Raw genomic sequence first — 24424 nt, forward strand, 5'->3', positions numbered from 1 at the left:
GCCCCGGCGTGCTTCAGTGCAAGCCCAGCCCTGACGCCAACGCCCCGCCCAGGATGCCGAAGCCGACCACGGCAGCCGCCAGCGCCACCAGCAAGCGCAAGTTGAAGGATCGGCCGACCATTACCAGCGAGGGCAGGCTCACCGGCGGCAAGGTCATCATCAAGGCCGCCGCGGGACCGGCTCCGATGCCCAGCGCCAGCATGGCCTGCACGATCGGAACTTCGCCCGCGGTAGGGATCACGAACAGCATGCCGGCCACCGCCAGCGCTGCGATCCAGAACCATTGATTGCCGATCTCCGGCCCGATATGCGGAAACATCCAGGCGCGCGCCGCGCCCAGCAGCAAGACGATCACCACGTATTCGGGAATCAGCCGCACCGTCATCCTCAGGAAGATGCGGCCCCAGCGCTTCAATGTTTCGCCCCAGGACACGGGTTCGGATTCCAGCGGCAGCGACGGGATCGGCATGTCGGCGCCCGGTGTCGACATCCGGTTGGCCAGATAGCCCAGTCCGAACACCATCGGCACACTCAACAGAAGGCGCAGCCCCGTCCAGTACCAGCCGAGCACGAAGCCGGTGAAGATCAATGTCGCCGGATTCAACATCGTGTTGCCCAGCCAGAAAGCGACGGAGGCGCCCGGCGTTGCACGATGTGCGCGCAAGCCCACCACCACCGGCGAGGCGCAGCAGGTGCACATCATCCCTGGCACCGCCAGCAGGCCGCCGGCGACCACGCTGCCGAAACCGTGACGGCCCAGCACGCGTTCCACCCAACGCACCGGCAGCAATGCCTGGACACCCGAGCCCAGCAACAGGCCCAGCACCATCGCTTGCCAGATGGCTTTGCCATAAGCCAGGGCATAGCCGAGGGCGGCGCTCCAGGACGGCGCCGGTGCGCTGGCCTGGTCGCCCATCAGGATCGAATGGCCGATCGAATGCTGGGACGCGGCAACAAAGGCGCGCCCGTAATACGGATGCCACTTCACGTAGAACAAGCCGGCAATCACCAGCAACAGGAAGACGAACCAGCGGACATGACGCGCTGTTTGCAATTGGGCAGACATGGACATCCCCACGAACAGTCGTGACATCACGGCCCTGACAGGGCACGCCATTGCCACCCACGGTCACAGGCCGGACGCACTGTGCAGGGGCAAGCCCATCGCGGCTGCGAAGCAGTCGCGCGAGAGAGCATGCTACGGCATTCGGCTAATGTCACCCTAGCGGACGCCATAGCCAGGTTCGCTCGTGAACCCGATGTGCAGGCGAGTGGTGACGATGCGCCTTGACCGGCTCGAACGCGCCCAGCAGCATAGGGGCAACACTAGCCATCATCGGCGTGCGCTCGAGCGTGCTTGCCGATGTCATTGGAAAAGCGCCATGGCGGAACCTGATGTCGTCTCGCTGCGCCAACTTCCGGCGGTTGCCACAGTGCTGGCGACGGCTGACGCGGCGTTGTTGCTGGAACGGCACGGACGCGTCGCAACCACCGACGCTATCCGCCGGATGATCGACGACGCGCGTGCCGCCTTGCGCGCAGCGCCTGGTGCGGCCCCCGGCGCCGACGAACTCGCCCAACGCGCCGGCGCCTGGCTGGATGCGCGCCCGCCCGGGTTGCGCCCGCTGTTCAACCTCACCGGCACCGTGCTGCACACCAATCTCGGCCGCGCGCTGCTGGCCGAGGCGGCGATCGATGCGGCGGTGGACGCGATGCGTCATCCCGTATCGCTCGAATACGACCTCGACGAAGGCGGGCGTGGCGACCGCGACGAGCATCTGCGATCCCTGCTGTGCAGCCTGACCGGTGCCCAAGACGCCACCGTGGTGAACAACAACGCCGCCGCCGTGCTGCTCTGCCTCAACACCTTTGCGCTCGGCCGTGACGCGGTGGTTTCGCGCGGCGAGTTGATCGAGATCGGCGGCGCCTTCCGCATGCCGGACATCATGGCCCGCGCCGGCGCGCACATGGTGGAGGTGGGCACTACCAACCGCACCCATGCCGCCGACTATCGCAGCGCGCTCAGCGCGCGCACCGGTATCGTGCTCAAAGTGCACACCTCCAATTACCGCATCCAGGGCTTTACCGCCGAGGTGGGCGCCGCTGAGCTGGCGGCCATCACCGATGACGCCGGCGTGCCGCTGTTGAACGATCTGGGCTCCGGCAGCCTGGTGGATCTGTCGCACTACGGGCTGGCCAAGGAACCGACCGTACGCGAAGCGGTGGGCGAAGGTGCTCGACTGGTCACCTTCTCCGGCGACAAATTGCTGGGCGGTCCGCAGGCCGGCTTCATCGTCGGTGATCGTTCGCTGATCGAACAGATCAACCGCAATCCGCTCAAGCGCGCGCTGCGCGTGGACAAGCTTCGCCTCGCGGCGATCGAGGCCACGCTCAAGCTCTATCACGATCCGGATCGCCTGGCCGAGCGGCTGCCGACGTTGCGCTTTCTCGCACGCCAGCAGAGCGATATCCAGGCGCAGGCGCAACGTTTGCTGCCCTCCGTCGCCGAGCGTCTCGGCGATGCTTTTTCGGTGGACGTCGAGGATTGCCTCAGTCAGGTCGGTTCCGGCGCTTTGCCGCTGGATACGCTGACCAGCGCCGCCCTGGTGATTCGCGCGCGTGGCAGTCAAAGCGCACTGGAGCGCCTGACCGCGGCACTGCGTGCACTTCCGCGGCCTGTCATCGGTCGCGTGGCGGCGGGAGCATTGCGGCTGGACTTGCGTTGCCTGACCGGGCAAGACGAGAGCGCGTTCCTTGATGCACTCGCCCAGCTTCCAGCCACCGCCACGCACGCTCCATGATCGTAGGCACGGCGGGCCATATCGACCACGGCAAGACGGCGCTGGTGCGCGCCCTGACCGGCGTCGAGGGCGATCGCCTGAAGGAAGAACAGCGCCGCGGCATCACCATCGACCTGGGCTTTGCGTTTCTACCCCTGCAAGACGGCAGCATCCTCGGCTTCATCGATGTGCCGGGCCACGAGCGTTTCGTGCACACCATGGTGGCGGGCGCCAGCGGCATCGATATCGCGCTGCTGGTGGTGGCGGCCGACGACGGCGTGATGCCGCAAACCCTGGAACACCTGGCCATCCTCGATCTGTTGAAGGTTGAGCGTGGCCTGATTGCACTCACCAAGGTCGATCGGGTGACGCCCGAACGGCTTGCCGAAGTAAGCGTGCAGATCAGTGAGGCGATCGCTGGCACTGTGCTGGAAGGCGCCGAGCTTTGGCCGGTTTCCTCGACCACGGGTGAGGGTGTCGACGCACTGCGAGATCGACTCGTAGCCGAGGCGCACGCGCAGGGCGATCGCGCCAGCGACGGCCGTTTTCGCCTGGCCGTCGACCGCGTATTCACCTTGCCCGGCATCGGGGTGGTGGTGACCGGCACGGTGTTGTCCGGCGTGGTCCGCGTCAAGGATCAGGTATTGCTCAGTCCTTCGGGGCTTTCCGCGCGCGTTCGCTCCGTGCACGCGCAGAACCGCGACGTAGAGTTCGGGCGAGCCGGCGACCGCTGCGCGCTCAACCTGGCCGGCGAGGACATCGCCAAGGACGCGATCCATCGCGGCGACATGGTGGTCGATCCCTTCCTTCATGCACCCACCGATCGTATCGACGCGCGCCTGCAGCTCCTGCCCGATGAGCCCAGGCCGATCGGCCAATGGTTTCCCGCACGCCTGCATCACGCCGCGGTGGAAGTGGGCGCACGCATCGTCCTGCTCGAAGGACAGCAGCTTTTGCCAGGGCAGACAGCCGACGTGCAATTGGTGCTGAGCCGTCCGATTGCCGCAGCGGCGTTCGATCGCTTTGTGCTGCGTGACGTCTCCGCCCAGCGAACCATGGGCGGCGGGCAGTTCTTCGATCTGCGCGCACCGTCGCGCCAGCGGCGTACCACTGCTCGCGAGGCACAGCGGGCAGCGCAGGCCATGTCCGATCCGCAGAAGGCGTTCGCCAGCCTGCTGGAGGCGCCACCGTTCGCATGGGACCTGCTGTCCTTCGCACGGGATCGCGCACTCTCCGATGGTGTGCTCGAAGAAATCGTAGCGACGCTTGCACCCGTCATCTTTCAGGCAGACGACGAACGCATCGCCATCAGCCAGACGCATTGGCCGTCCTTTGTCGCCAACCTGATCGAACGGCTGGAGGCCTTTCACACCGGCAATCCCGATGTGCAAGGCATGGGCCGGGAAAAACTGCGCCTGGCAGTGCAGCCCAAGTTGCCACCCTCGGCCTTCGCGCTGGCCTTGCAACACGCCGACCTGGCGGGGCGGGTGGTCCGCGACGGTGCGTTCGTGCGCCTGGCCAGCCACTCCCTGCAGATGAATCCGGCCAGCGAGGCGATGTGGCAACGCGTGGCGCCGCTCCTGGGTGGCAACGAGCGCTTCCGTCCGCCGCGCGTGCGCGACATCGCCGGCGTGCTATCGCGCCCCGAAGTGGAGGTTCGACAGCTCATGCGGCTGGCGGCGCGCATGGGCCTGGTCGACGAAGTGGCGCACGATCACTACTTCCTGCGCGCGACCATGCACGAGATGGTGATGATCGCGGCGGATATCGCCGCCCATGCCAGCGACGGGCGCTTCACCGCGGCGCAGTTTCGCGATCGCCTGGACAATGGTCGTAAAGTCGCCATCCAGATACTAGAATTCCTCGACCGGCAGGGCGTCACGCTCAATCGCGGTAGCATGCGCAGGGTGCAGGCGCGCTCCCTCGACTTGTTCGGACCTGCCTCGTCGTGATCGCGCAATCGGGAAGAGCATCGTCTCCGGTGGGGCGTCCGGACTTCAAATCCGGGTGAGGCAGATAAGACTGTCTCGGGTGGGTTCGACTCCCATGCTCTTCCGCCATCCCTGGCGGTTGTCTTAGACGACGTCGATGCCCGGCGTTCCGTCACTCAGCGTGCCGATGATGCTCGCACAGGGATAACCGGCCGCCTCGATCTGCGCCCGTATCGCTTCTGCCCGCTCCGGCTTGCACGCTACCAGCAGGCCGCCCGAGGTTTGCGGATCAGTCAGCAAAGCACGGCGCCACTCCGGCAAATCCGCGGGCAGGGAGACGCCGTCGCTGTAGCTGTTCCAGTTGCGGTTGGAAGCGCCGGTGACGTAACCCGCTTCCGCCAAGGCCTGTGCCTGCCTGAAGAACGGAATGCGCGCCTGTTCCAGCCGTATGCGCAGGCCACTGCCACGCGCCATTTCCAGGCCATGTCCCAGCAGGCCGAAGCCGGTGACGTCGGTGATCGCATGCACGTCCTCGTCCTTGCCCAGCTCGCATCCGATGCGATTGAGCAAGGTGGTGGACACCAGCATCTCGGTGTACGCGTCGGCGGGCAGCGCCTGCTTCTTGAAGGCTGCCGAATAGATGCCGACACCAATGCCTTTGGTCAGGATTAGCGCGTCGCCGGCGCGCGCGGTGGAGTTGCGCCGGATGTTACGCGACGCCGACAGACCGACCACGGCAAGTCCGTAGATCGGCTCGGCCGAATCAATCGAGTGGCCGCCTGCGACCGGAATGCCGGCCTGCGTGCAGACCGCTTCGCCGCCGGCGAGAATCGCCCGCACCGTTTCCACATCGAGCTTGTTCAGCGGCATGCCCAGGATGGCCAGCGCCATGATCGGCTTGCCCCCCATGGCATACACATCCGATAGCGCATTGGTGGCGGCGATGCGCCCGAAGTCATAAGGATCATCGACCACCGGCATGAAAAAGTCGGTAGTGGCGATGACACAGGTACTTTCATCCACCTGCCAAACAGCGGCATCGTCGCTGTTTTCCGTGCCTACCAGCAGATGCGCAAACGGCATCGTCGCGGGCTTGTTGGCAAGCAACTCTTGCAACACCGACGGTGCGAGCTTGCAGCCACAGCCACCGCCGTGGGCCAGATCGGTCAAGCGAACGGAGGTCATATACGCTCCTCCCTGAGGCACGACGGCCAGGGTCCGCGCAGCATAGCGAAAAGCGGCGGGGCGTGAAGTGTCGCAGGGCGGTCGGTATCCCGGCTGTGCATGAAGGGCGCACCGTCGGGCCCCGTGAGCCGATAGGCGCGACCGCCGCGGCCGCCGATGCTGGCTTGTAGTGCGATCTCAGGGGGATCGCAGGGACGGCGTCACCGCCAGATGGGTCCGCTAGGCAGACGCCTCGCTGGCGGCATGGCGGGTCGTGGGCTCTTGGCTCAGTGAACGGGAAACCAGAGCACGAAACGCGTGATGCCCTGTGGCTGGCTGTCTACCGTGACCTGGCCGCCATGGAGTTCCATGACGCTCTTCACGATGGATAGGCCAAGTCCCGTGGAGTTCGCCGAATCGCTGCGGGAACGATCCACCCGGTAGAAGCGGTCAAACAGCCTGTCCAGGTGCTCCGCCGAGATGCCGGCGCCGGGGTTTTCAACTGCCACGGTCACCGCTTCATCCGTCCGGCTGGCCAGCAGCGTGATGGTTTGTTCCGGCGGGGTATAGCGAAGGGCGTTGGACAAAAGATTGCCCACGGCCCGGCGAAATAGTTCGCGGTCTGCGTTGATCGTGGCGGAGCCTTGGATCTGGATGTTGACGCTCGCATCCGAGGCGATGCCTTCGAAGTAGTCGGCGATACGCTGCAGTTCCTCGCGTACATCGAGCGTCGCGCGCTGCAGCGCAAACTGGGGGTTATCCGCGCGCGCCAGGAACAGCACACTTTCGATGGTCCGGCTTACGCGGTCGCACTCCTCGATATTGGAACCGAGCAAGGCCTGGTACTCCGCTGGCGTGCGTGGGCGCGTCAACGCTACCTCATTGGTGCCGCGCAGGTTGCCCACCGGCGTGCGCAGGTCGTGCGCGAGGTCGACCGTGAATTGCCAGACCCGCGCGAATCCTCCTTCGAGGCGATCCAGCATCTCGTTCAAGGCATGGGCGAGGGCGTGCAGCTCCGTCGGCGCATTGCCTGCCGACAGGCGTGTATGGAGGTTCTGTGCATGGATGGTGGCGGCTTCGGCAGCCATGGAACGCAAGGGCCGGAGTGCCCGACGCACCAGCAGATAGCTGAGCACCATGGCAGCGATCATTCCCGCCAACAGGCGCAGTGCCATGTCTCGCCGGTATCTTCGAAGCAGCACTTCACGGTCAGCAAGTGAGCGCGCCACCATGATGGTTACGTGCGTACCGTCGCGCATTTGTCCCACCACGGCCACGCCGCGGATGGGCAAGCCGTGATCGCCTTGCCAGCTGCGCAACATGCTGGCGACGATGCGTTGACCGGTGGGCACGGCGCCCTCGGCTTCGAGCGGAAGGCCCGTGGGATTGTGGTCGACGATGATCTTCCCGGCGTCATCGACCATGCGCAACGCGTTGTTGTTGTCGCCCAGGACGCTGACAACCATGCGATCCTGATGAGTCTTCAGATCATCGATGGAGTCCAGCTCGGCGACGAGACGTCGAAGGTGGCGGGCAGAGAGCACGAGGTTGGTCTCGTCCTGCTCCAGGATGCGTTGCTCGGCCGCTCGGTAAAGCAGCCATCCCACCAGGATGAAACACGCCGCTGTAATCACCGTGAAGGTGGCGGTAAGCCGCGTGGCGAGCGAGAGGCGACGCATCAGTCGTCACCACGTTCTTCATCGAGCACGTAACCCATGCCGCGCACGGTGTGGATGAGTTTGGTGTCGTGACCGTCGTCGATCTTCACACGCAATCGGCGTATGGCGACCTCGACCACGTTGGTGTCGCTGTCGAAGTTCATGTCCCACACATAGGAGGCGATCTGCGTGCGGCTCAGCACCTCGCCGCGCCGTCTCGCCAGCAACTGCAACAGCGAGAACTCCTTGGGCGTCAGATCGATGCGCTGCCCGCGGCGCCGCACGCGGCGTCGCACGGCATCGATTTCCAGATCGCCGATATGGACGTGTTCGATATCGCGCGGCGGTCCGCGCCGGAGCAGCGTGCGGATGCGCGCCAGCAGTTCCACGAAGGCAAAGGGCTTGACCAGATAGTCGTCGCCGCCAAGCTCAAGCCCGCGCACGCGCTCTTCGAGTTCGTCGATCGCGGTCAGCAGCAGGACCGGGGTGTCCTTCTTGGCGCGAAGTCGGCGCAACACCTCCCATCCGTCGATGCCCGGAAGCATGACGTCGAGAACGACCAGGTCGTAGTCCTCTTCGAGCGCATGGTGCAGGCCATCGATGCCATTGGCCACCACGTCTACGGTGAAGCCGGATTCTTCGAGTCCCTTCTTCAGGTACTCGCCGGCTTTCTTTTCATCCTCGATAACCAGCAGGCGCATGGGGGCTCTCGCGTGGTGCCTGAGCCGATCATACGCGGGGCGCCCGGGAGGCGTGATTACAGATTTGTCAGGAAGTGGTCAGGGGCATGAAAGCGCCGGGAATTTAGCCTCATCCATGACCTGATCTGTCCAAGACGGAGCCTGCTATGTGGATCGTGCAACTGGCGCTGCGGCGACCCTATACCTTCATCGTGCTGGCCCTGCTGCTGGCCATCATCGGCCCGCTGATGGTGTTGCGCACGCCGACCGATATCTTTCCCAACATCAATATTCCGGTGTTGAGCATTGTGTGGTCGTTCAACGGCTTCTCCGCCGACGACATGGCCAACCGCATTACCACGCCCTATGAGCGGGCCCTGACCTCGGACGTGGACAACATCGAGCACGTGGAGTCGCAGACGGTCAACGGTACGGCGGTGATCAAGGTGTACTTCCATGAAGGCGCGGACATCAACCGCGCGATTGCGGAGGCCTCGGCCAATGCGCAGTCGATTCTTCGCGTGCTCCCGCCTGGCACGTTGCCGCCGCTGGTGATCTCGTACAACGCTTCCACGGTGCCGATTCTCCAGCTCGCGCTGTCCAGCCATACGCTGCCGGAGCAGCAGCTGTATGACCTTGGCAACAACTTCATTCGTACCCAGCTGGCGACGGTGCAGGGCGCCGCCATCCCGCTGCCGTTCGGCGGCAAGGTACGCCAGATCATGGTCGACATTGACCCGAAAGCGTTGCAGGCGCATGGCCTGTCGCCGCTTGACGTGGTCAACGCGGTGAATGCACAGAACCTGATCCTTCCGGGCGGCACCGCCAAGATTGGTGCGCTCGAATACAACGTCAACCTCAATGGCAGCCCGACGTCGGTTGCTGCGTTGAACCTGATGCCGGTGAAGGCAACGGACGGCGGCGTCACTTATCTGCGCGATGTGGCGACCGTGCGCGACGGCTTTGCGCCGCAAACCAATATCGTGCGCGTGGACGGTACCCGCTCCGCGCTGCTGCAGGTGGAGAAGTCGGGCGACGCGTCGACGCTCGATATCATTGCTTCCGTCAAAGGGATGCTGCCGAAGATCGCTGCGGGGCTTCCCAAGGCGCTCGATATCAAGCCGGTCTCCGACCAGTCGGTGTTCGTGAGCTCGGCCGTGGCGGGCGTGGTTCGCGAAGGCCTGATCGCCGCGGGGCTGACGGCCATGATGATCCTGCTGTTTCTCGGCAGCTGGCGGTCCACGCTCATTATCGCCATCACCATTCCCTTGTCGGTGATGACGTCGCTGATCGCGCTTTCCGTGCTCGGGCAGACCATCAACATCATGACCCTGGGTGGCCTGGCGCTGGCGGTGGGCATCCTGGTCGACGATGCCACCGTGGCCATCGAGGCCATCAGCCACCACCGGGACATGGGCAAGTCGCTGCATGACGCGATTGTCGATGCCTCGGCGCAGATCGCCTTGCCGACGCTGGTATCGACGCTTTCGATCTGCATCGTGTTCCTGCCGATGTTCCTGCTGTCCGGCGTGGCACGTTATCTGTTCGTGCCGCTGGCTGAGGCCGTGGTGTTCGCGATGCTGGCGTCGTACTTCTTCTCGCGCGCCCTCATTCCCACCCTTGCGATGTACATGCTTCGCAACGACCGTGTGGCGGACGCTGCAGGGCAGGGGCGTGCCGGCATGCTTCGCCGGTTCCAGCAGCGCTTCGAGCGCGGCTTCGAAAGCTTCCATGGGCGTTACCAGGGCGCGTTGCAGACCATGCTTGCCCATCCGCGCAGGCTGGCGGCGACATTTGCCATCGTGTGCGGCGGCTCGCTGCTGCTGGTGCCCTTCCTTGGCCAGGACTTCTTCCCGACGTCGGATACGGGGGAGATACGCCTGCACATGCGGGCTCACACCGGTACTCGCATCGAACAGACGGCGCGGCTGGTCGACCTGGTGGAACAGCGCATTCGCGTGGTCATCCCGCCGCGCGAGCTTGGCAGCGTGCTCGACAACATCGGGCTGCCGGTCAGCGGCATCAACATGACCTATGACTCGTCGTTGCCCGTGGGCTCGGCAGATGCCGACGTCCTGATCTCCCTCAAGCCCGGCCACCGTCCCACCGAGGAGTACGTCAGCGCGCTGCGCGATCATCTCAATCGCGATTTCCCCGGCGTGACGTTCTCGTTCCTGCCGGCGGACATCATCAGCCAGACGCTGGACTTTGGCTTGCCGTCCCCGATCGACGTGCAGGTGGTGGGCAACGACAAGGAAGGCAACCGCAAGGTCGCCGAGGACCTGCTGGCCCAACTTCGCCATGTGGATGGCCTGGTGGATCCGCGCATCCAGCAGCCGAACGACGCGCCGTCCATCAATGTCGATGTCGATCGCGTCAAGGCGATCGAGGCAGGGTTCCAGCAGCGCACGATTGCCCAGAACCTGCTCATTGCGCTCTCAGGCAGCGCGCAGACCACGCCCAACTTCTGGTTGAACCCGAAGAATGGCGTGAGTTATCCCCTGACGACGGAAGCGCCGCAGTACACCATCGATTCGCTGCAGGCGCTTGGCAATATCCCGCTGACCGAAGGCAACAGCGTCAAACAGGTGGTGCCGCCCATTCTTGGCTCGATGAGCACCCTGAGCCGCACCTCGCAGGACGCCGTGGTATCTCACTACAACGTGCAGCCCGTGATCGACATCTTTGCCGGCGTGCAGGGGCGCGACCTGGGTGCGGTGGCAGGCGATATCGATCGTCTTGTCACGGCAGCCAAGGCGCATCTGCCGGCCGGGTCCAGTATTGCGGTGCGCGGCGAAGTGCAGACCATGCAGTCCTCGTTCAAGGGTCTGATGCTCGGGCTCGCCTTCGCAGTACTGCTGGTGTACGCGCTGATGGTGGTGAACTTCCAGTCATGGACCGATCCGCTGATCATCATCAGCGGGCTGCCGGGCGCACTGGCCGGCATGGCGTGGATGCTGTTTGTCACGCGCACCACGATCAGCGTGCCCGCACTTACCGGCGCCATCATGTGTATCGGCATCGCTACGGCCAACAGCATCCTGGTGGTCAGCTTTGCACGCGATCGGCTCCAGCAAGGCGCGACGGCGCTGCAAGCGGCCTTTGATGCAGGCAGCACCCGTTTCCGTCCGGTGCTCATGACGGCGCTGGCCATGCTGATCGGCATGCTGCCGATGGCGCTCGGCCTGGGCGATGGCGGCGAGCAGAACGCGCCTTTGGGTCGCGCGGTTATCGGCGGCCTGATGTTTGGCACCGTGGCCACGCTGGTCTTTGTCCCGGTGGTATTCGCTGCCGTGCACGCCTGGCTGGGCCGCCGCAAAGCGACCTTGCCGGCACTTCCTTCCCCGATTCCGACGCCCTGATGGGAGAGTCACCATGAACGCGCTCATTCCAGTTCCGACCTCGTCACGTTCGCGCCTTCCCATCGTTCTGCCGGTGGCTGCCATCTGCCTGGCGCTGGCTGCCGGTGGGTTGCCGAGGCTGTCCGCACATGCCGCGGTGGTACGCCAGACAGCGGCGCTCAGCACGCCTACGGTGGCCGTTGTTGCCCCGGACCATGCACCGCTTCAGCGGTCGCTCGTCTTGCCCGGCGATGTGCAGGCGTTCCAGGAGGCCAGCATTTATGCGCGCACCAGCGGCTACCTGGGTCGGTGGCTGACCGATATCGGCACGCATGTCCACAGCGGGCAGCTGCTCGCCGAAATCCAGTCGCCGGAGGTGGATGCGCAGCTCGCGCAGGCCCGCGCGGACGCGGCGACCGCTTCGGCCAACTATCAGATCGCCAAGGTCACCGCGTCGCGCTGGGAGGCGATGCTCAAGAGCAATGCCGTGTCCGAGCAATCCAGCCAGGAGAACGTGAGCACGATGAAGGCCAAGCAGGCCATGCTCGCGGCCGCACAAGCGAACGTGGACCGCTTGCAGCAGCTGCAATCGTTCGAGAAGGTCTACGCTCCCTTCGACGGTGTCGTTACCGTGCGCAACATCGATGTCGGTGCGTTGATCGACGCAGGCAACGGTGGCACGCCGGCTGCGCTCTTCAAGGTGGCGGAAACGGACAAGCTGCGCGTCTTCGTCAACGTGCCGCAGGACGATGCCGCCGACGTGGCCATCGGTGCGCGTGCGACGCTGACGTTGCCGCAGTACCCGGGCAGGACCTTTGTGGGCAGCGTGGCACGTACCGCCGGTGCGATCGATCCATCCAGCCGCACGCTGCGCGTGGAAGTGGACATGGACAACAGCGACGGAGCCGTTCCGCCGGGTGCCTATGCCCAGGTCACTCTCGCACTTGCATCGGCCAAGGCGATGCTCTCGCTGCCGGCCAATACGCTGCTGTTTCGACCCACTGGCGTGCAGGTGGCGACGGTCAACGGCAAGGGGCAAGTGCAGTTGATGCCGGTCACCCTGGGCAGGGATTTCGGCACGCGCGTCGAGATTCTGACCGGCTTGAGCGGCAACGAGCGTGTGATCGTCAATCCGGGTGATGCCGTGAGCAACGGGCAGCCGGTGAGCATCAACACGCACCCTGCTGACGCGACCTGAGCGACGGAGAACTAGCCATGCGTATCTCATCTCTTTCGCGTGCTGCCTGCACGCTCGCCATTGCGGCTGGTATCGGCTTGTCGGTGGGCTGCACCCCGGGGCCGGCCTACGTGCGGCCCTCCATCGGCGTGCCCGATCGTTTCAAGGAGGCGGCCCCGGTATCCGAAGGACAGCGTGCCGCACCAGGCTGGAGTACGGCGCAGCCGAACGACGCGGCAAACCGTGGCGCCTGGTGGACCTTGTTCAACGACCAGACGCTCGACGATCTCGAGGCGCGCGTCGATGCGGGCAACCAGTCGATCGCCAAGAGCATCGCCAATCTTCAGGCCGCGAAGGCCGAGGAAAAGCAGGCGCGTGCCGCGTACTACCCAACCATCACGGCCGGCGTCGGCGCCGACCGCAACCACACGTCGCAAAACGTGGTGGGCCGTTCATTGGCTGGAAAAACCGTATCGGACTATGCGGCGGGACTGGATGTCTCCTGGGAGCCGGATCTGTTCGATCGTATCGGTCACCAGGTCGACGCCGCCAAGGCGCGCTACCAGGCCAGTGAGGCGGATCTCGCCTCCATTCGACTGGCGATGCATGCTGAGCTTGCGATCGACTATGTCGATCTGCGCGGCGTGGATGCGGAAACTGCCCTGCTTCAGCAGACGGTGGCCGACTTTACGCAGGCGCGTGATCTCGTGCAGGTACGCTTCACCGGCGGCATTGCATCGGCATCGGACCTGGCAGAAGCGGAGACGCAAGTGCAGGTGGCCAGTGCGCAACTGGTGGACCTGGGCGAGAGCCGCGCGCGTTTTGAGCATGCCATCGCCACATTGGTCGGCGTGGCACCGGCGGAGTTGTCCCTTGCCGCATCCACCAGCGCGATCGCCATGCCGGTGGTTCCTCCGAGCCTGCCTTCGACCTTGCTGCAGCGACGCCCCGACATTGCCGCCGCCGAGCGTAGGGTGGCAGCCGCCAATGCCGATGTCGGCGAGGCAACCTCAGCGTTCTTTCCCGACCTGCTGCTCTCTGCATCGGGTGGTGTCGAGGCTTCGCGATTCGCCCAACTGGCGAGTCTGCCCAGCCGCTTCTGGGCTATTGGCCCAGCGCTGGTCGGCACCTTGTTCGATGGCGGCCGCCGCAAGCAGGCGCTGCACCAGGCGGAGGCGCAGGAGGACGGCGCCGCAGCCGACTATCGGCAGACGGTGCTCTCGGCATTCCAGGACGTTGAAGACAACCTGGCGTCCGTGCATGTCTTGAACGAAGAAGCGGGCACGCAGCAACTCGCGGTGGACGCTTCCGGCCGCGCCGAACAGCTGGCCCTCACGCGCTACAAGGCGGGAGCCACCGACTACCTGGAAGTGGTCACCACGCAAAGCGTGAGCCTTGCGCAGCGGCGTGCCTACGTCGAGTTGTCCCGGCGCCAGCTGGAGTCCGATGTCCGCTTGATCAAGGCGGTCGGAGGCGACTGGGGCGCGGACAAGCTTTCAAGCGCCGCAGCAGCCGAACCTCGGCAGGGTCAACAGGCAGCACCGTGATGTCGGGCGACCGCGGGGCCTGGAAAAGAGGCGACATCGGGTCCATCGAATGAAAAAACTGGACTGCGCCACCCGTTGATTTTGAGGGCAATCAGCGGAGGCGCAGCCAGTCGTCCGAAGGTCCCGTCGCCTGCCAGGACGAAAACGATGGAGCGCTGGTCGCTAGCCAGCGGCGCCTTCGCGCTTCGACGGCGAGCGAATGGCCAGGCGACGCAAGGCAAGGCGCAAGCCGATGCGGTAGCCGCTTTCGATATTGCCGTTGATGATGACGGTGGCGACCGGCGGCTTGTGCAGCCCGGCGCAGCATTCGATGCCATCACCGAAATCGTCGTGCACGTCGATATAGGGTGCACGCAGATCGTCAATCGCCGCGCTCAGGCCGGCTTCGGGATGCGCGCGCATTTCGGGAGTCAGATCACCTGGATCGAGCAGCACGAACTCGGTGGCCTCGGACTTGGCCTCACTCACCTGTGCAATGAAGTTGCTCAAGGCGCCGCATGCTCGCAGTTCGAGCAGGCGGCCGGCCTGCAGGGCTTGTTGCTGAAGGTTGTAGAGCAGATCAGCGGTGAGGGAATGGCCGCTACTGTGCGGCCCACGGACAATCAGAATACTCACGACATCGCACTCGACACGGCTACTCAGAGCGAACGAGCCATCGTGCAGCTTCGCGCCGTAAAGGCGCTACGCAGGAACGGGTGCAAAGGCGTAAATTCTTCGCAAGTTGCCTGGTCGTGGCCTATCACGAATCCCCCGCATACAGCGCGATGGCAATCGCTGCCTTTCGCGCGGCGCCAATCGCGTCGATCTCTCGTCGATAGGTGAGCGGTGTGCGGCCGGACATCATCGGCCGCCCCCGAGGCATCACCCAGAACGTGCCGCGAAACTCCCGCCGACCATGAACCATCTCGAGTACAGCATCGACGTCGAGCGATTCGATCAGACCATCGGCCATGGGGGTTCATTGCCAAACGCGGGGGCGTACATAGTGCGGCATCCACATGTCGAGCTGATGTCAATCCCTCGCTGTCGGCGATCCCGCGGACCTAGATCGCTGCGGGAACCAGCGTCGCGATGTCTCGCCGCGGCGGTGCGCCAAACATCCGCGAGTACTCGCGACTGAATTGCGACGGGCTTTCATAGCCCACCTGATAAGCCGCCGATTCCGCAGTGGCGACACCGCTCACCATCAGATGGCGCGCTTCCAGCAAGCGCAATTGCTTCTGGTATTGCAGCGGCGTCATGGCGGTCAGCGCCTTGAACTGACGGTGGAAAGCGGAGGGGCTCATTTGCGCGATGGCGGCGAGCTCCTCGATACGCACGGCTTCGGCAAACTGGTCGCGCAGGGCATGGATCGCCCTGATCACTCGCTCCGCATGACCGTTCGCCAGCACCAGGCCGGCGACCTCGCCACCGTGCGGCCCGGTAAGCAGCCAGTAGCAGAGCTCCCGCATGATCATTGGCGCAATCACCGGGATGGCCTGCGGTGTGTCGATCAGGCGCACCAGCCGGTAGACGCATTCGGCCATGTATCCCTGGAAATGAGTGACGAAAATACCGTGTTGCACCTTGCTGGCCGGTGGCGGTGGCGCATCGAGTCCTTCCATCACCTCGCGCATCACCGCCAGGTCGAACTCGACGATGATGCCCAGATAAGGCTCGCTGGGACTGGCCTTGACGACGCGGCTCAGCGCAGGGGTTTCCACACTGACCACCAGCGCTTGGCCCGGCTTGTAGTCGAAACGCTGGCCGCCGAACGTGGTCCATTTGGCTCCCTGCACAACGACGCACAGCGCCGGTTTGAAGACCAGGTGCGCAGGGTGCTTGCGATGATCCGAGCGCAAGAAGATGACGCCCGGGATCGGCGTCTCGAACGGCCCGTCTCCAGGTTGCGAGTCGGTGTAGCGTTTGACGATTTCGGCCAAGGCATCCGGCATAAGGCGCGCTCCCAACGTGCATAGGCCCATGCTATCCCCATTTTCCCCGCTGCGATCAGCGCCGGGCAGGATTAGGCAAGAAGGTGGTCAGTTCCGGCATTTGGCGCGGACACCTGCGCGCCTAAGCTGATGCCCATCCTGATCACCCTGGAGATACGCATGACCACCCACGTCACACGCACACCGGAACAGAAGATCGCCATCGTCACGGGCGGCAGCCGCGGACTGGGGCGCAACACCGTGCTCAACCTCGCAGCGCGCGGCGTCGACAGCATTTTCACCTATCGCTCCAACGAGGCCGAAGCCGCCGAGGTGGTGAAGCAGGTTGCACAATCCGGGCAGCGGGCTGTCGCCTTGCGACTGGATACCGGCAACGCCGCGGACTTCGATGCGTTCGTGAGCCAGGTGCGTGATGCTCTCGCGACACTGGGCGCCGAGCGCTTCGATTATCTGGTCAATAATGCCGGCACGTCCCATCACGCGCCGATCGACGGCACTACCGAGCAGGAGTTGGACAGCCTTTACCAGGTCCACTTCAAGGGCGTGTTCTTCCTCACTCAGAAGCTGCTGCCCCTGATCAACGACGGCGGCCGTATCGTGAATATCTCCAGCGGACTGACCCGCATCACCATTCCGGGCAGCGCGGCCTATGCCTCGATGAAGGGCGCCGTCGAAGTGCTTACCCGTTATCTCGCCAAGGAACTCGGTGCGCGCGGCATCGCCGTCAACACCGTGGCGCCCGGGGCGATTGCCACGGATTTCAGCGGCGGCATGGTTCGCGACAACCCCGAACTCAACCAGCGCGTGGCAGGCATGACCGCCCTGGGTCGCGCCGGCGTACCTGACGACATCGGCCCGCTGATTGCGGCGCTGCTGGGTGAGAGCCATCGCTGGGTCAATGGGCAGCGTATCGAAGCATCGGGTGGCATGGCGCTCTAGCCATCCAGATTTTTGGCGCACAACGAAAAGGCCACCCTGGCGAGGTGGCCTTGACTGATTCGATCCACGGGCGGAAAGCTCCGCCCTGCCTGCATTTGTCATTGATCAGACATCTGCATTGTCACATTCACCTGGCCTTTGCATAGATTCATAAACCCGTCGCGTTATCCAACTGACATAAGCTACCGTTACCATTTTTCGGGATATGCGAGTGACCGCGTTCGATACAAGAACCCGTCATTCGGTCTTCTGGAAGCATTTCATGTCGCACGCCTGGTGGGCGCTCGTGTTGTCGGGTTGGCTTTGTTGGGGGACGAGCCATGCAGGTGGATTACAAGCGTCAACAACCGGTATGGCTGCTGGCAGCGCCGTCGGCGTCTACGTGTTTGACATTGGCCCGCAGCCGTTGAGCACCGCGGTGAAAGCCTTCAGTGATATCACCGGGCAATCGTTGCTGGTGGATGAGCGATTGCTGGTCGGCAAGGTGTCGCCGGGAGTGCGCGGCGAGTTCACGACCGAAGACGCCCTGCGCCGATTGCTTGCCGGTACCGGCCTGCGCGAGCGCTATGCCTCCGACAAGGCGTTCACGCTGGAATCGTTCGGCAGCAGTGGCACGCCGGTTCTGAATGAGAGCGACGCGTTCGATGGCGGCGCCGCAAGCGGATGACAGTGCGCGCGTGATGAGCTGTTCGCCCGCCAGCCCGGATGCCCTTTCCAGTTCGTTCGTGACGACGACCAACGACGTCACCTTACAAGGTGCTAGCGAGCCGAGTTTCGACAAACTCGCTGCCGTGACCGGCTTCGGGAAGCTTTCGCCTGTCCAATAGGCGTTGCCGTTAGCCGCCACTTCGACAAGTGGCGCGCTGGCAGGCGCTTGAACGAAGCCAGCAATACGGCCAAGCAAGTTCTCGCGGCCGACAAGTTCGACGAAACTTGCCGCGCCTTCCGGCACGAGCGGGCCCGCCCAGTTCGAATCAGTCGTTCGGCCGGGCGCGATGCCTGCTTTCAGAAAGGCCAGCGGGCTTTCACCCCAGGTGGGCGACTGGCGCTGTGCGATCTTGATAGCGTTCGCGGTGTTGCCGTCCGCGCGGATCAGCGCCAGTGCCGCGCGGCCGACTGTTGAACCCGGATAGTTACTGAAAGTCACGGCATTGCCTCGCCCCGGCGACATAAGGCAATGGTGCGATTTCAAAATGCTTAGAACAATGACGACTGGTGACAGCGGGTGACACCCTGTTGCCGTCAAGCGCCTGGACTGGCATGGTTGCTAGGTCCGCTTTCGACCCGAAGCGGACCTTACGCTAGCCAATCGTATGAAGCACTCGGAGACCTACGTGCCGGAACCGATCTCAGTCAATGAAGCCATTGGACAAGCGGCAAACAACGCGGGTGAAGTCGTCATCGTCGAAGGTGTACTGAACTTCGAGTTCGAAGACGTATCCCTTCACCACTATCCGGTTTCTGAGCGGCGGGATGACGGGTATGGCTCTGCCATTTGGCTCAGTGCAGGAACCGGAAGTATCCAGCTCAACGAGCCCGTCTTGGAGCGATGGAGTGGGAAGCGAGTGGTTGTCACCGGAACCATTCACGGCCCATCGGCGGGCTTTGGTGGATGCGGTCACGGATCGCTATTTCCCGCTGAAATACTCGTCGCCTCGATTGAGCGTCCGTAGATACAAATATGTCCGCTTCCGACCCATAGCGGACCTCAGAGAGAACCTTGATGCGAGATGAAATCGGGGGCGACATTTGCCAGGCAATGGGAGGAAAAATGGACATAGTTTCCGCGTATGTATATTTCGCGCGACCTGGCGATGATCCTGTAGTGAAGATTGGAATCACCATGGAGCTGGACCAACGTCTCGCCGGCATACAAACGCACCACTACCGCGACATTCACCTGATCGGCGTAATTGATATGCGGCAAGTTTATGGGGATGATCGCGGCACGCGCGTTGACTATTTGGATTTGGCACGTCAACGGGAACGTCAGATCCACACGCAGTTTCAGGACTGCCGTCTAAGAGGTGAGTGGTTTCATCTCACCCCGCAACTAAGTGAGTTCATACGAGCGAACTGCCACGAATATCCGTCACCAGGCAGTGTAGAGTCGCTTAGTCCTGCGATGCCGTGAGGGCGGCTATCGCCCCTTAGGGGACTTGTGAGCGACTGAAGTGCCGCTCATTCGTAACGATGCTGAACGATCCACTCGGCCAGATCGCCCAAGCGATAAAAAACCTGGCGCTTTCGCTTGATGAACGGCGGGCCGCCGCCATAGCAACGCATATTGCGCAACGCGCCTTCATTCGGAATGCCTAGCAGTACGGCGGCATGCTTCGACGTAACCCAATCGTCGACGATCACGGGTATCTCGTGCCGCAGCGCATACCGACGTAGGCGGGTTTCTTCCACAGCTAAGCGGTGAAGGCGTTCGGCCTCGACCTGTTCCTGTGTTTGAACATGCAATGAGCCGGGTACCGCGTGGCGCGGCGTACGATGCTTGGTGCCATCAGCGCTCATCGCCGACCACCTCGGCGCAATGGAATCACGTGCACGGGCCGCCGTGGGCGGTCGACCAGCGCTAAGACCTTGTCGACATTCGTCCAGCGCGGATCGTCCCAGCCTTCCGCCAGCATGGCTTCGGCAGCCGCAGCCTCGCGCATCGCGCAGTCGAGCTGGCCGTTAGCCACGAGAGCCCGCAGCTCGGGCTTGTGGGCGGCTATCAAAAGGGTTAGAGGCGCCAGCGTGCCTTTGTCGGCCGACACGTGCAGGCGGTCGCCGCGAGGCGTCACGATGGCATGGGCGACGGACAGGGCGGCAAGCAGGGCGCGCAAGGTCACACTTCGCCCTCGTCGTGGTCCGTCGCTTCGCCCCTTGGGCCTCGCAAAACGGTTACATCGGTTACATCGGTTACTTCCGCGTTGCCGGTCGCTTGGGTTGTAACGGCTGTAACCGATGTAACCGCAGTTTCAGCACGCGGAAGGTAGCGCGCCCACGGGTCGGAAAGGTCCTCGCGCTTGTAGCCTTTTGCCACGAGTTCGCCACGGCGGATCGGTTTCGGTTGCACGCCGTAGGGATGGAGCAATCGACTCAGGCCACGAGCCGATAGCGGCTTCCCGCGCAGTTCGCCCCACGGCGCCTCGTCCAGCTCGTGCAGGGCGCTCAAGATCGTGTCGGTAGGAAGGCTATCGTTATCGCCGAAGAGTCGTCGCAAATCCGCTAACAAACGAACACCGAGGCTTGGCGATTTCGCCTTCGCTGCCGCGACCAGCGTCACGGCCGCCGCGCGCGCTCGTGCGGGCCAGTGGCCGGCTGCCGCGTCCGCCACAGAAAACAGCGCTTCCCATATGTCGCCGTCCCTGTCTTGAATGTCGGAAGGCATTTCCGGCCACGATGAAAGCCGGCCGTCCGGCCACGTCGTGGCAGCCCAGCGTCCGAGGCGGTCCCGCAACGCAAAGCCCGCATTTACTTCCAACCGCCGCCGGAAGGGCTCGATGGTTTCGCTCGGCCCCCGGCGCCGCATCGGCACAATGATGGCTCGCGAAAGGATCGTATCGGGCAGGCTACCGAGACCCGCCATCGCGACCGCGCAGTACGCGGGGATTTCCTCGGTAAAGACCTGTTTACCACGCACAACGCATCGGCCGGCGAACGCGTGCTTGCGATGCCCAGCGTTCAACAGGCCGCGAATTTCCTCGTTGTCCTTCGCTCGCGGTCCGAAGACGGTGTCGATTTCGTCGTAGAGCAACGTTGGACGGCCCTCGTTTCCGCCAACTTTGCGGAACAAATACGCGGGCGTGACATTAATCGCCTCGACGGGATTAGGCACAAGCAATTCGGTTACTTCCAGCGCACGTGATTTGCCGCTTCCAGGCTCCGGCGAAAGAAAGGCCATGCGGGCTGTCGAGTCCCAGCAATCCATGGCGTGCGTATGGCCGATCCACAGTACGTGCGCATCGTGCGATGCCTGGTCGGGGTAGGCGACGAAACGACCAAGAAACGCGTAAACGGCGTCCAGAATGGCATCGCCACGCTCATAGGAGGCAAGTGTATGAGCAACATACTCGTCGTGCGTTGCGCTGGCGCTTTCGGGCGATTTCTCAGACATCGAAAAACTCGCCCGCATCAAAGACGCGCAACGCTGCGACCTTCAAGCGTTGCATGTCCTCATCGCTAAGGGCGATGCCGTCGCCGAGCTGGATCGCGGCAATGAGCACGACTGAGACTTCCGGAAGAAGGGTTGTCAGCGCCGCGCGCCATTGGGCATGACGTGCGCCTTCACGCAAAGAAGCGCGCTCGTCGCGCGTGAGCGACCGAAGGTCGCGATGCACGAAGAGGTCCGCGAGCGTCAGATCGAGCAGGGCAAGCACCTCGTGGTTTGAATGCCCGCAAAACCATCGCGCAAGTACGGTACCGTTATCGCCTTCGGCGACCGCGCCTTTGAGCGTAGGTGTTCCGCATACCGGGCAGGGAACGCGCCATTTTTTTCCGCTACGGCGCGGTCGATAGCCGGTCTTGGCCTCCAGTGCCGAAAGTAAGCGATCAATCGGCATGGTCATGCGGCGCGCCATCGCTTTGCGCCATTGAGCGGCGATGCTGCTCGATGGCGGATACAGGATCATGATGTATAAGCAGCGCAAAAGCGGCCGGCGCGAAGAGTTCGCGACGGCCGAGAATGCGCTGCTTGTTGGTTTTTGCGATGACGCCAAGCTCAAGCAGCTTGGCGCGATGGACGCCCAGAAAGTTGGACAAGGCCTTTCTCGATGACGAGATGCCTAGTTGATTTGCCTCGCGGCAGAAAGGAACCCACAGATCAAAGATCGGTTGCCACTGCGCGGCATAGATGTTTTTGATCGTCTTGCGCATTGGTCTATCTCGCTACTTCCCCGGCAGGGATACGTCCCCGGCGGGGGCGCGAGATAGGTATTTAGTAGCAAGGCGCGGGGTATAACAGCGCGGAAATTTCCGATCAATGATCGGAAATCTAAACCTATGATTCGCTTTGCTTTTTGAACCGTTCTTCGGCGGCCTTCACAGGAAAGCAGGCTTCAAAGGCAATCGCACGAGCCCTGTTGCGTTCTGGCTTCGTCATCTTGGCGAGTGCTTTGAGGCGCTGTGCAGTTCGCGTGCGGTCGGTGGGATCGGTGAGGGACAATTCCGCGTGAGCCAAAGCGCGCTTTAGGAAGTTGCGCGGCCAAGGCTTATCGGGCGTGCCTTGCCGACACACTTCGAGGAACCCAAAGGTCAGGGCGACAAAGGCTTCGGCGTCGGGTCGCGATTGTGAGCGCGCCTGCGCGCGCTTCTCGCTGTCCCGTTGGCGGGCATATGCAACCTGGGTAAGTTCGCGCATATGGGCGAGCGCATGCTCGTCGTCGCTTCCGAATGCGCCCCACGTGCCATCGGGCGAGTGATAGCCCGTCATGCCATTGGCGGCATGAGTAAAGTCGGGATACCAAGGGTTAAGGCCGGGCTCAACGATTCCAACGGCGCGCGCAATGAGCGCCAGCGCGCGCCGCTGGAACTGTCGATCTATTTGCTCCTGGGCTAGCCGTTCGTCCATGCGCTTTCCTGCGCGGCGCGAAGCGGTTGGGTTTCGAGATGCGCGTACCGGCGATGCAGAATGAGCGACGAATGCCCCAGTACTTGCGAGGCAACCCCCAGCGTCACGCCGGTACGCAGCAGGCGCGCGGCGGCGACATGGCGCAGGTCGTACACGCGAAGATCAGGGCGACCGATAGCAGTAGTGAGGTTGCGCCACGCCTTGCGGAACTTGTTAGGCGATCCCGTTCGGCCGCCGAAGACCAATTGCGTGCGGTCCTGCGGGCGCAGGCGGCGAGCAAGGCCGGCGGTTTGCGAGGTAAAGAACAGCACGCGCGGCTTTCCGGTCTTGGTCGTGGGGGCGAGAATTTCGCCCTTGTCCAGATCGATTTCGTCCCAGCGTCGGCTAAGGACTTCGCTGGGACGCGCGCCGGTATCCATCATCAGAGCGATAAACAGGGCGAAGCGGCGGTCGCGATGGGCGAACGCGCCCTCGCGTAGGCGTTTTAGTTCCGTCGCGTTGCATTCGACACGCCGCAGGTCTTCAGCCTTACGCCGGACGCCTAGGGTCGGCGAACGAAAGTTGCGCGGGGTGAGATGTTCGTCCTTGGCCCATTTGTAGGCACTGCCCAGCGCCGAGATTTGGCGATTGGTATAGCCGGGCGAGTAGCCGGCGGCCAGCAATGCTTTGACGCCCCGGTTGAGTTGGTCCGTGGTAATCGCCCATGCGTCCGTGTCGCCGATGGCAGTGAGCCAGCCGGTCAGATGGGGCGTGATGGCTTTCGTGGGGTAGTGAGCATCGAAGGCGGACGCCAATTCCCGAACGGTCAGGGAGGCGGCTTCAAAACGCTCAACGGCCGCAATGGCGGCCGTGAGATTAACGGTCTTTTTCATCGCACATATCCTCAAAGGTCATTGCCTTGAAGCCCCTGCCGGGGGAGCGCGAAACCGTTGGTACATAAAGCGGTGGTGGGCGATGCAAGGATCGAACTTGCGACACCTGCCGTGTGAAGGCAGTGCTCTACCGCTGAGCTAATCGCCCGCCGAGCCCGGAAATATATTAGGAGCTGCCGGACAGGTCAAGCCTCCCGGCCAAAAAAAGTGCCCGGGATGGCAGGCGATTGAAAGGTGGGCGAGTACAATATCCGGCTTTTCAGCTATCGGCCTGCCGTCCATGGACTTCCTGACCCACGAACTCAGCCACGTCTTCGAAGCCTTGCGGCGCTTTGAGCTTACGCCCTGGAAGATGGTGGGTCTGCTGGGCTCGATCATGTTCACCAGCCGCTGGTTTGTGCAGCTGTACTACACGCGCAAGCTGAAGCGGGTGGTGATGCCGCTGTCGTTCTGGTGGTTGTCGGTGGTTGGTAGTGCGTTGCTGCTGTCGTATTTCATTTTTGGCAAGAATGACTCGGTGGGCATTCTGTCTAACTTCTTCCCGGCGTTTGTGTCGATTTATAACCTTGTGGTGCATATGCGTGAGGTTAGGCGGCGGGAGTTGGTTGAGAGTGAGGTTTGAGGGGTTTCCAGTCCTTCTAGCCCTACCTGTGGGAGCGCACCCTGTGCGCGACAGCCGGGCGGAGCGGTAACGACGGGGCTCTGCGGTCGCGCACAAGGTGCGCTTCTACAAGGTCATAGCGCGACGTAATGCCTCGACCTAATACCTGTTGTAGGAGGGCATCTTGTGCGCGACCGCGGCGTCAGTCTGTGTCGCTTCGTTGGGCCGTCGCGCACAGGG

General features: G+C 63.3%; 25 protein-coding genes and 2 tRNA genes. 12 read left to right on the forward strand and 15 right to left on the reverse strand.

Translation table 11 applies throughout. The features are described 5' to 3' along the window. Positions 1-13 precede the first annotated feature (13 nt). Positions 14-1066, reverse strand: coding sequence for a permease (locus tag AC1DMY_RS06775; protein ID WP_477164232.1), 1053 nt, complete (start codon positions 1064-1066; stop codon positions 14-16). A 316-nt stretch (positions 1067-1382) separates the two neighbouring features. Here AC1DMY_RS06775 and selA point away from each other — a divergent pair, with 316 nt between their 5' ends. The 3 genes from selA (at position 1383) to AC1DMY_RS06790 (ending at position 4840) form a co-directional block, all read left to right on the forward strand. Further along, positions 1383-2801: an L-seryl-tRNA(Sec) selenium transferase gene (selA, locus tag AC1DMY_RS06780; protein WP_477164233.1), complete on the forward strand. Its 1419-nt coding sequence runs from the start codon at positions 1383-1385 to the stop codon at positions 2799-2801. After that, on the forward strand, positions 2798-4732 hold the full coding sequence (gene selB, locus AC1DMY_RS06785) for a selenocysteine-specific translation elongation factor (protein ID WP_477164234.1): 1935 nt from the start codon (positions 2798-2800) through the stop codon (positions 4730-4732). Before selA ends, selB begins: the two co-directional genes overlap by 4 nt. 11 nt (positions 4733-4743) lie before the next feature. Beyond that, positions 4744-4840: transfer RNA gene (locus AC1DMY_RS06790), tRNA-Sec, on the forward strand. Between the two features lie 15 nt (positions 4841-4855). On the opposite strand, the gene selD is transcribed toward AC1DMY_RS06790, so the two are convergent. The 3 genes from selD to AC1DMY_RS06805 all read right to left on the reverse strand — a co-directional run bounded on the left by selD (position 4856) and on the right by AC1DMY_RS06805 (position 8234). Further along, positions 4856-5896, reverse strand: coding sequence for a selenide, water dikinase SelD (gene selD / locus AC1DMY_RS06795; RefSeq protein ID WP_477164235.1), 1041 nt, complete (start codon positions 5894-5896; stop codon positions 4856-4858). A 266-nt stretch (positions 5897-6162) separates the two neighbouring features. Beyond that, positions 6163-7554, reverse strand: coding sequence for a heavy metal sensor histidine kinase (locus AC1DMY_RS06800; protein ID WP_477164236.1), 1392 nt, complete (start codon positions 7552-7554; stop codon positions 6163-6165). Then, complete coding sequence (locus AC1DMY_RS06805) at positions 7554-8234, reverse strand: heavy metal response regulator transcription factor (RefSeq protein WP_477164237.1); 681 nt, start codon at positions 8232-8234, stop codon at positions 7554-7556. Before AC1DMY_RS06805 ends, AC1DMY_RS06800 begins: the two co-directional genes overlap by 1 nt. A 146-nt stretch (positions 8235-8380) precedes the next feature. Here AC1DMY_RS06805 and AC1DMY_RS06810 point away from each other — a divergent pair, with 146 nt between their 5' ends. From AC1DMY_RS06810 to AC1DMY_RS06820, 3 genes are read left to right on the forward strand one after another with little or no spacing between them, the layout of a single operon-like run. Continuing rightward, positions 8381-11575 (forward strand): efflux RND transporter permease subunit, encoded by a 3195-nt coding sequence (locus AC1DMY_RS06810; protein WP_477164238.1) that lies wholly within the window; start codon positions 8381-8383, stop codon positions 11573-11575. Between the two features lie 13 nt (positions 11576-11588). Beyond that, the gene (locus AC1DMY_RS06815) at positions 11589-12752 is read left to right on the forward strand and encodes an efflux RND transporter periplasmic adaptor subunit (RefSeq protein WP_477164239.1); all 1164 of its coding nucleotides are present in this window, start codon (positions 11589-11591) and stop codon (positions 12750-12752) included. A gap of 17 nt (positions 12753-12769) precedes the next feature. Continuing rightward, positions 12770-14278, forward strand: a complete 1509-nt coding sequence (locus tag AC1DMY_RS06820; protein WP_477164240.1) for an efflux transporter outer membrane subunit — start codon at positions 12770-12772, stop codon at positions 14276-14278. Positions 14279-14440: 162 nt separating this feature from the next. Here the strand turns inward: AC1DMY_RS06820 and AC1DMY_RS06825 are convergent, their stop codons facing one another. The 3 genes from AC1DMY_RS06825 to AC1DMY_RS06835 form a co-directional block, all read right to left on the reverse strand. Further along, a complete protein-coding gene (locus AC1DMY_RS06825; protein ID WP_477164241.1) occupies positions 14441-14893 on the reverse strand; it encodes a hypothetical protein in 453 nt (150 codons plus the stop codon). Between the two features lie 124 nt (positions 14894-15017). Further along, positions 15018-15230, reverse strand: a complete 213-nt coding sequence (locus AC1DMY_RS06830) for a hypothetical protein (RefSeq protein ID WP_477164242.1) — start codon at positions 15228-15230, stop codon at positions 15018-15020. Positions 15231-15321: 91 nt separating this feature from the next. Continuing rightward, on the reverse strand, positions 15322-16212 hold the full coding sequence (locus AC1DMY_RS06835; protein WP_477164243.1) for an AraC family transcriptional regulator: 891 nt from the start codon (positions 16210-16212) through the stop codon (positions 15322-15324). A gap of 159 nt (positions 16213-16371) precedes the next feature. Here AC1DMY_RS06835 and AC1DMY_RS06840 point away from each other — a divergent pair, with 159 nt between their 5' ends. From AC1DMY_RS06840 to AC1DMY_RS06860, 5 genes are all read left to right on the forward strand, one after another. After that, entirely contained in the window at positions 16372-17151 is a 780-nt protein-coding gene (locus AC1DMY_RS06840; protein WP_477164244.1) for an SDR family NAD(P)-dependent oxidoreductase, read from the forward strand. A 352-nt stretch (positions 17152-17503) separates the two neighbouring features. Next, a complete protein-coding gene (locus AC1DMY_RS06845; protein WP_477164997.1) occupies positions 17504-17818 on the forward strand; it encodes an STN domain-containing protein in 315 nt (104 codons plus the stop codon). Between the two features lie 207 nt (positions 17819-18025). After that, positions 18026-18274, forward strand: coding sequence for a hypothetical protein (locus tag AC1DMY_RS06850; RefSeq protein WP_477164245.1), 249 nt, complete (start codon positions 18026-18028; stop codon positions 18272-18274). Positions 18275-18485: 211 nt separating this feature from the next. Continuing rightward, a complete protein-coding gene (locus AC1DMY_RS06855; protein ID WP_477164246.1) occupies positions 18486-18824 on the forward strand; it encodes a hypothetical protein in 339 nt (112 codons plus the stop codon). Positions 18825-18874: 50 nt separating this feature from the next. Next, complete coding sequence (locus AC1DMY_RS06860; RefSeq protein WP_477164247.1) at positions 18875-19285, forward strand: GIY-YIG nuclease family protein; 411 nt, start codon at positions 18875-18877, stop codon at positions 19283-19285. Positions 19286-19332: 47 nt separating this feature from the next. Here AC1DMY_RS06860 and AC1DMY_RS06865 read toward each other — a convergent pair whose 3' ends face one another. The 8 genes from AC1DMY_RS06865 to AC1DMY_RS06900 form a co-directional block, all read right to left on the reverse strand. Beyond that, complete coding sequence (locus AC1DMY_RS06865; RefSeq protein ID WP_477164248.1) at positions 19333-19671, reverse strand: hypothetical protein; 339 nt, start codon at positions 19669-19671, stop codon at positions 19333-19335. Continuing rightward, positions 19668-19991 carry a hypothetical protein gene (locus AC1DMY_RS06870; protein WP_477164249.1) on the reverse strand — a complete coding sequence of 108 codons (324 nt, stop codon included), beginning with the start codon at positions 19989-19991 and terminating at the stop codon, positions 19668-19670. The genes AC1DMY_RS06865 and AC1DMY_RS06870 overlap by 4 nt, the downstream gene beginning before the upstream one ends. Beyond that, a complete protein-coding gene (locus AC1DMY_RS06875) occupies positions 19988-21259 on the reverse strand; it encodes a DUF3631 domain-containing protein (protein ID WP_477164250.1) in 1272 nt (423 codons plus the stop codon). Before AC1DMY_RS06875 ends, AC1DMY_RS06870 begins: the two co-directional genes overlap by 4 nt. Then, entirely contained in the window at positions 21252-21710 is a 459-nt protein-coding gene (locus AC1DMY_RS06880; protein ID WP_477164251.1) for a hypothetical protein, read from the reverse strand. The genes AC1DMY_RS06875 and AC1DMY_RS06880 overlap by 8 nt, the downstream gene beginning before the upstream one ends. Further along, a complete protein-coding gene (locus AC1DMY_RS06885) occupies positions 21694-22017 on the reverse strand; it encodes a hypothetical protein (RefSeq protein WP_477164252.1) in 324 nt (107 codons plus the stop codon). Before AC1DMY_RS06885 ends, AC1DMY_RS06880 begins: the two co-directional genes overlap by 17 nt. Positions 22018-22141: 124 nt before the next feature. Beyond that, complete coding sequence (locus AC1DMY_RS06890; RefSeq protein ID WP_477164253.1) at positions 22142-22711, reverse strand: hypothetical protein; 570 nt, start codon at positions 22709-22711, stop codon at positions 22142-22144. Then, a complete protein-coding gene (locus AC1DMY_RS06895) occupies positions 22696-23583 on the reverse strand; it encodes a tyrosine-type recombinase/integrase (protein WP_477164254.1) in 888 nt (295 codons plus the stop codon). Before AC1DMY_RS06895 ends, AC1DMY_RS06890 begins: the two co-directional genes overlap by 16 nt. Positions 23584-23656: 73 nt before the next feature. Next, positions 23657-23731 (reverse strand) — tRNA-Val (locus AC1DMY_RS06900). A gap of 132 nt (positions 23732-23863) precedes the next feature. Between AC1DMY_RS06900 and AC1DMY_RS06905 the strand changes: the two genes are divergently transcribed. Then, positions 23864-24205 (forward strand): lipid-A-disaccharide synthase N-terminal domain-containing protein, encoded by a 342-nt coding sequence (locus AC1DMY_RS06905; RefSeq protein WP_477164255.1) that lies wholly within the window; start codon positions 23864-23866, stop codon positions 24203-24205. Positions 24206-24424: the final 219 nt, after the last annotated feature.

The organism is Dyella sp. 01L423 (assembly GCF_056399945.1).

Bases quoted from the DNA above. Each gene is read 5' to 3' on its own strand.
- AC1DMY_RS06890 (WP_477164253.1), bottom strand. From the start codon at position 22,711: ATGGACGAACGGCTAGCCCAGGAGCAAATAGATCGACAGTTCCAGCGG.
- AC1DMY_RS06815 (WP_477164239.1), top strand. From the start codon at position 11,589: ATGAACGCGCTCATTCCAGTTCCGACCTCGTCACGTTCGCGCCTTCCC.
- AC1DMY_RS06845 (WP_477164997.1), top strand. From the start codon at position 17,504: ATGGCTGCTGGCAGCGCCGTCGGCGTCTACGTGTTTGACATTGGCCCG.
- selD (WP_477164235.1), bottom strand. From the start codon at position 5,896: ATGACCTCCGTTCGCTTGACCGATCTGGCCCACGGCGGTGGCTGTGGC.
- AC1DMY_RS06895 (WP_477164254.1), bottom strand. From the start codon at position 23,583: ATGAAAAAGACCGTTAATCTCACGGCCGCCATTGCGGCCGTTGAGCGT.
- selA (WP_477164233.1), top strand. From the start codon at position 1,383: ATGGCGGAACCTGATGTCGTCTCGCTGCGCCAACTTCCGGCGGTTGCC.
- AC1DMY_RS06835 (WP_477164243.1), bottom strand. From the start codon at position 16,212: ATGCCGGATGCCTTGGCCGAAATCGTCAAACGCTACACCGACTCGCAA.
- AC1DMY_RS06885 (WP_477164252.1), bottom strand. From the start codon at position 22,017: ATGCGCAAGACGATCAAAAACATCTATGCCGCGCAGTGGCAACCGATC.
- selB (WP_477164234.1), top strand. From the start codon at position 2,798: ATGATCGTAGGCACGGCGGGCCATATCGACCACGGCAAGACGGCGCTG.
- AC1DMY_RS06860 (WP_477164247.1), top strand. From the start codon at position 18,875: ATGCGAGATGAAATCGGGGGCGACATTTGCCAGGCAATGGGAGGAAAA.
- AC1DMY_RS06840 (WP_477164244.1), top strand. From the start codon at position 16,372: ATGACCACCCACGTCACACGCACACCGGAACAGAAGATCGCCATCGTC.
- AC1DMY_RS06880 (WP_477164251.1), bottom strand. From the start codon at position 21,710: ATGACCATGCCGATTGATCGCTTACTTTCGGCACTGGAGGCCAAGACC.
- AC1DMY_RS06800 (WP_477164236.1), bottom strand. From the start codon at position 7,554: ATGCGTCGCCTCTCGCTCGCCACGCGGCTTACCGCCACCTTCACGGTG.
- AC1DMY_RS06875 (WP_477164250.1), bottom strand. From the start codon at position 21,259: ATGTCTGAGAAATCGCCCGAAAGCGCCAGCGCAACGCACGACGAGTAT.
- AC1DMY_RS06820 (WP_477164240.1), top strand. From the start codon at position 12,770: ATGCGTATCTCATCTCTTTCGCGTGCTGCCTGCACGCTCGCCATTGCG.
- AC1DMY_RS06830 (WP_477164242.1), bottom strand. From the start codon at position 15,230: ATGGCCGATGGTCTGATCGAATCGCTCGACGTCGATGCTGTACTCGAG.
- AC1DMY_RS06865 (WP_477164248.1), bottom strand. From the start codon at position 19,671: ATGAGCGCTGATGGCACCAAGCATCGTACGCCGCGCCACGCGGTACCC.
- AC1DMY_RS06810 (WP_477164238.1), top strand. From the start codon at position 8,381: ATGTGGATCGTGCAACTGGCGCTGCGGCGACCCTATACCTTCATCGTG.
- AC1DMY_RS06905 (WP_477164255.1), top strand. From the start codon at position 23,864: ATGGACTTCCTGACCCACGAACTCAGCCACGTCTTCGAAGCCTTGCGG.
- AC1DMY_RS06775 (WP_477164232.1), bottom strand. From the start codon at position 1,066: ATGTCTGCCCAATTGCAAACAGCGCGTCATGTCCGCTGGTTCGTCTTC.
- AC1DMY_RS06805 (WP_477164237.1), bottom strand. From the start codon at position 8,234: ATGCGCCTGCTGGTTATCGAGGATGAAAAGAAAGCCGGCGAGTACCTG.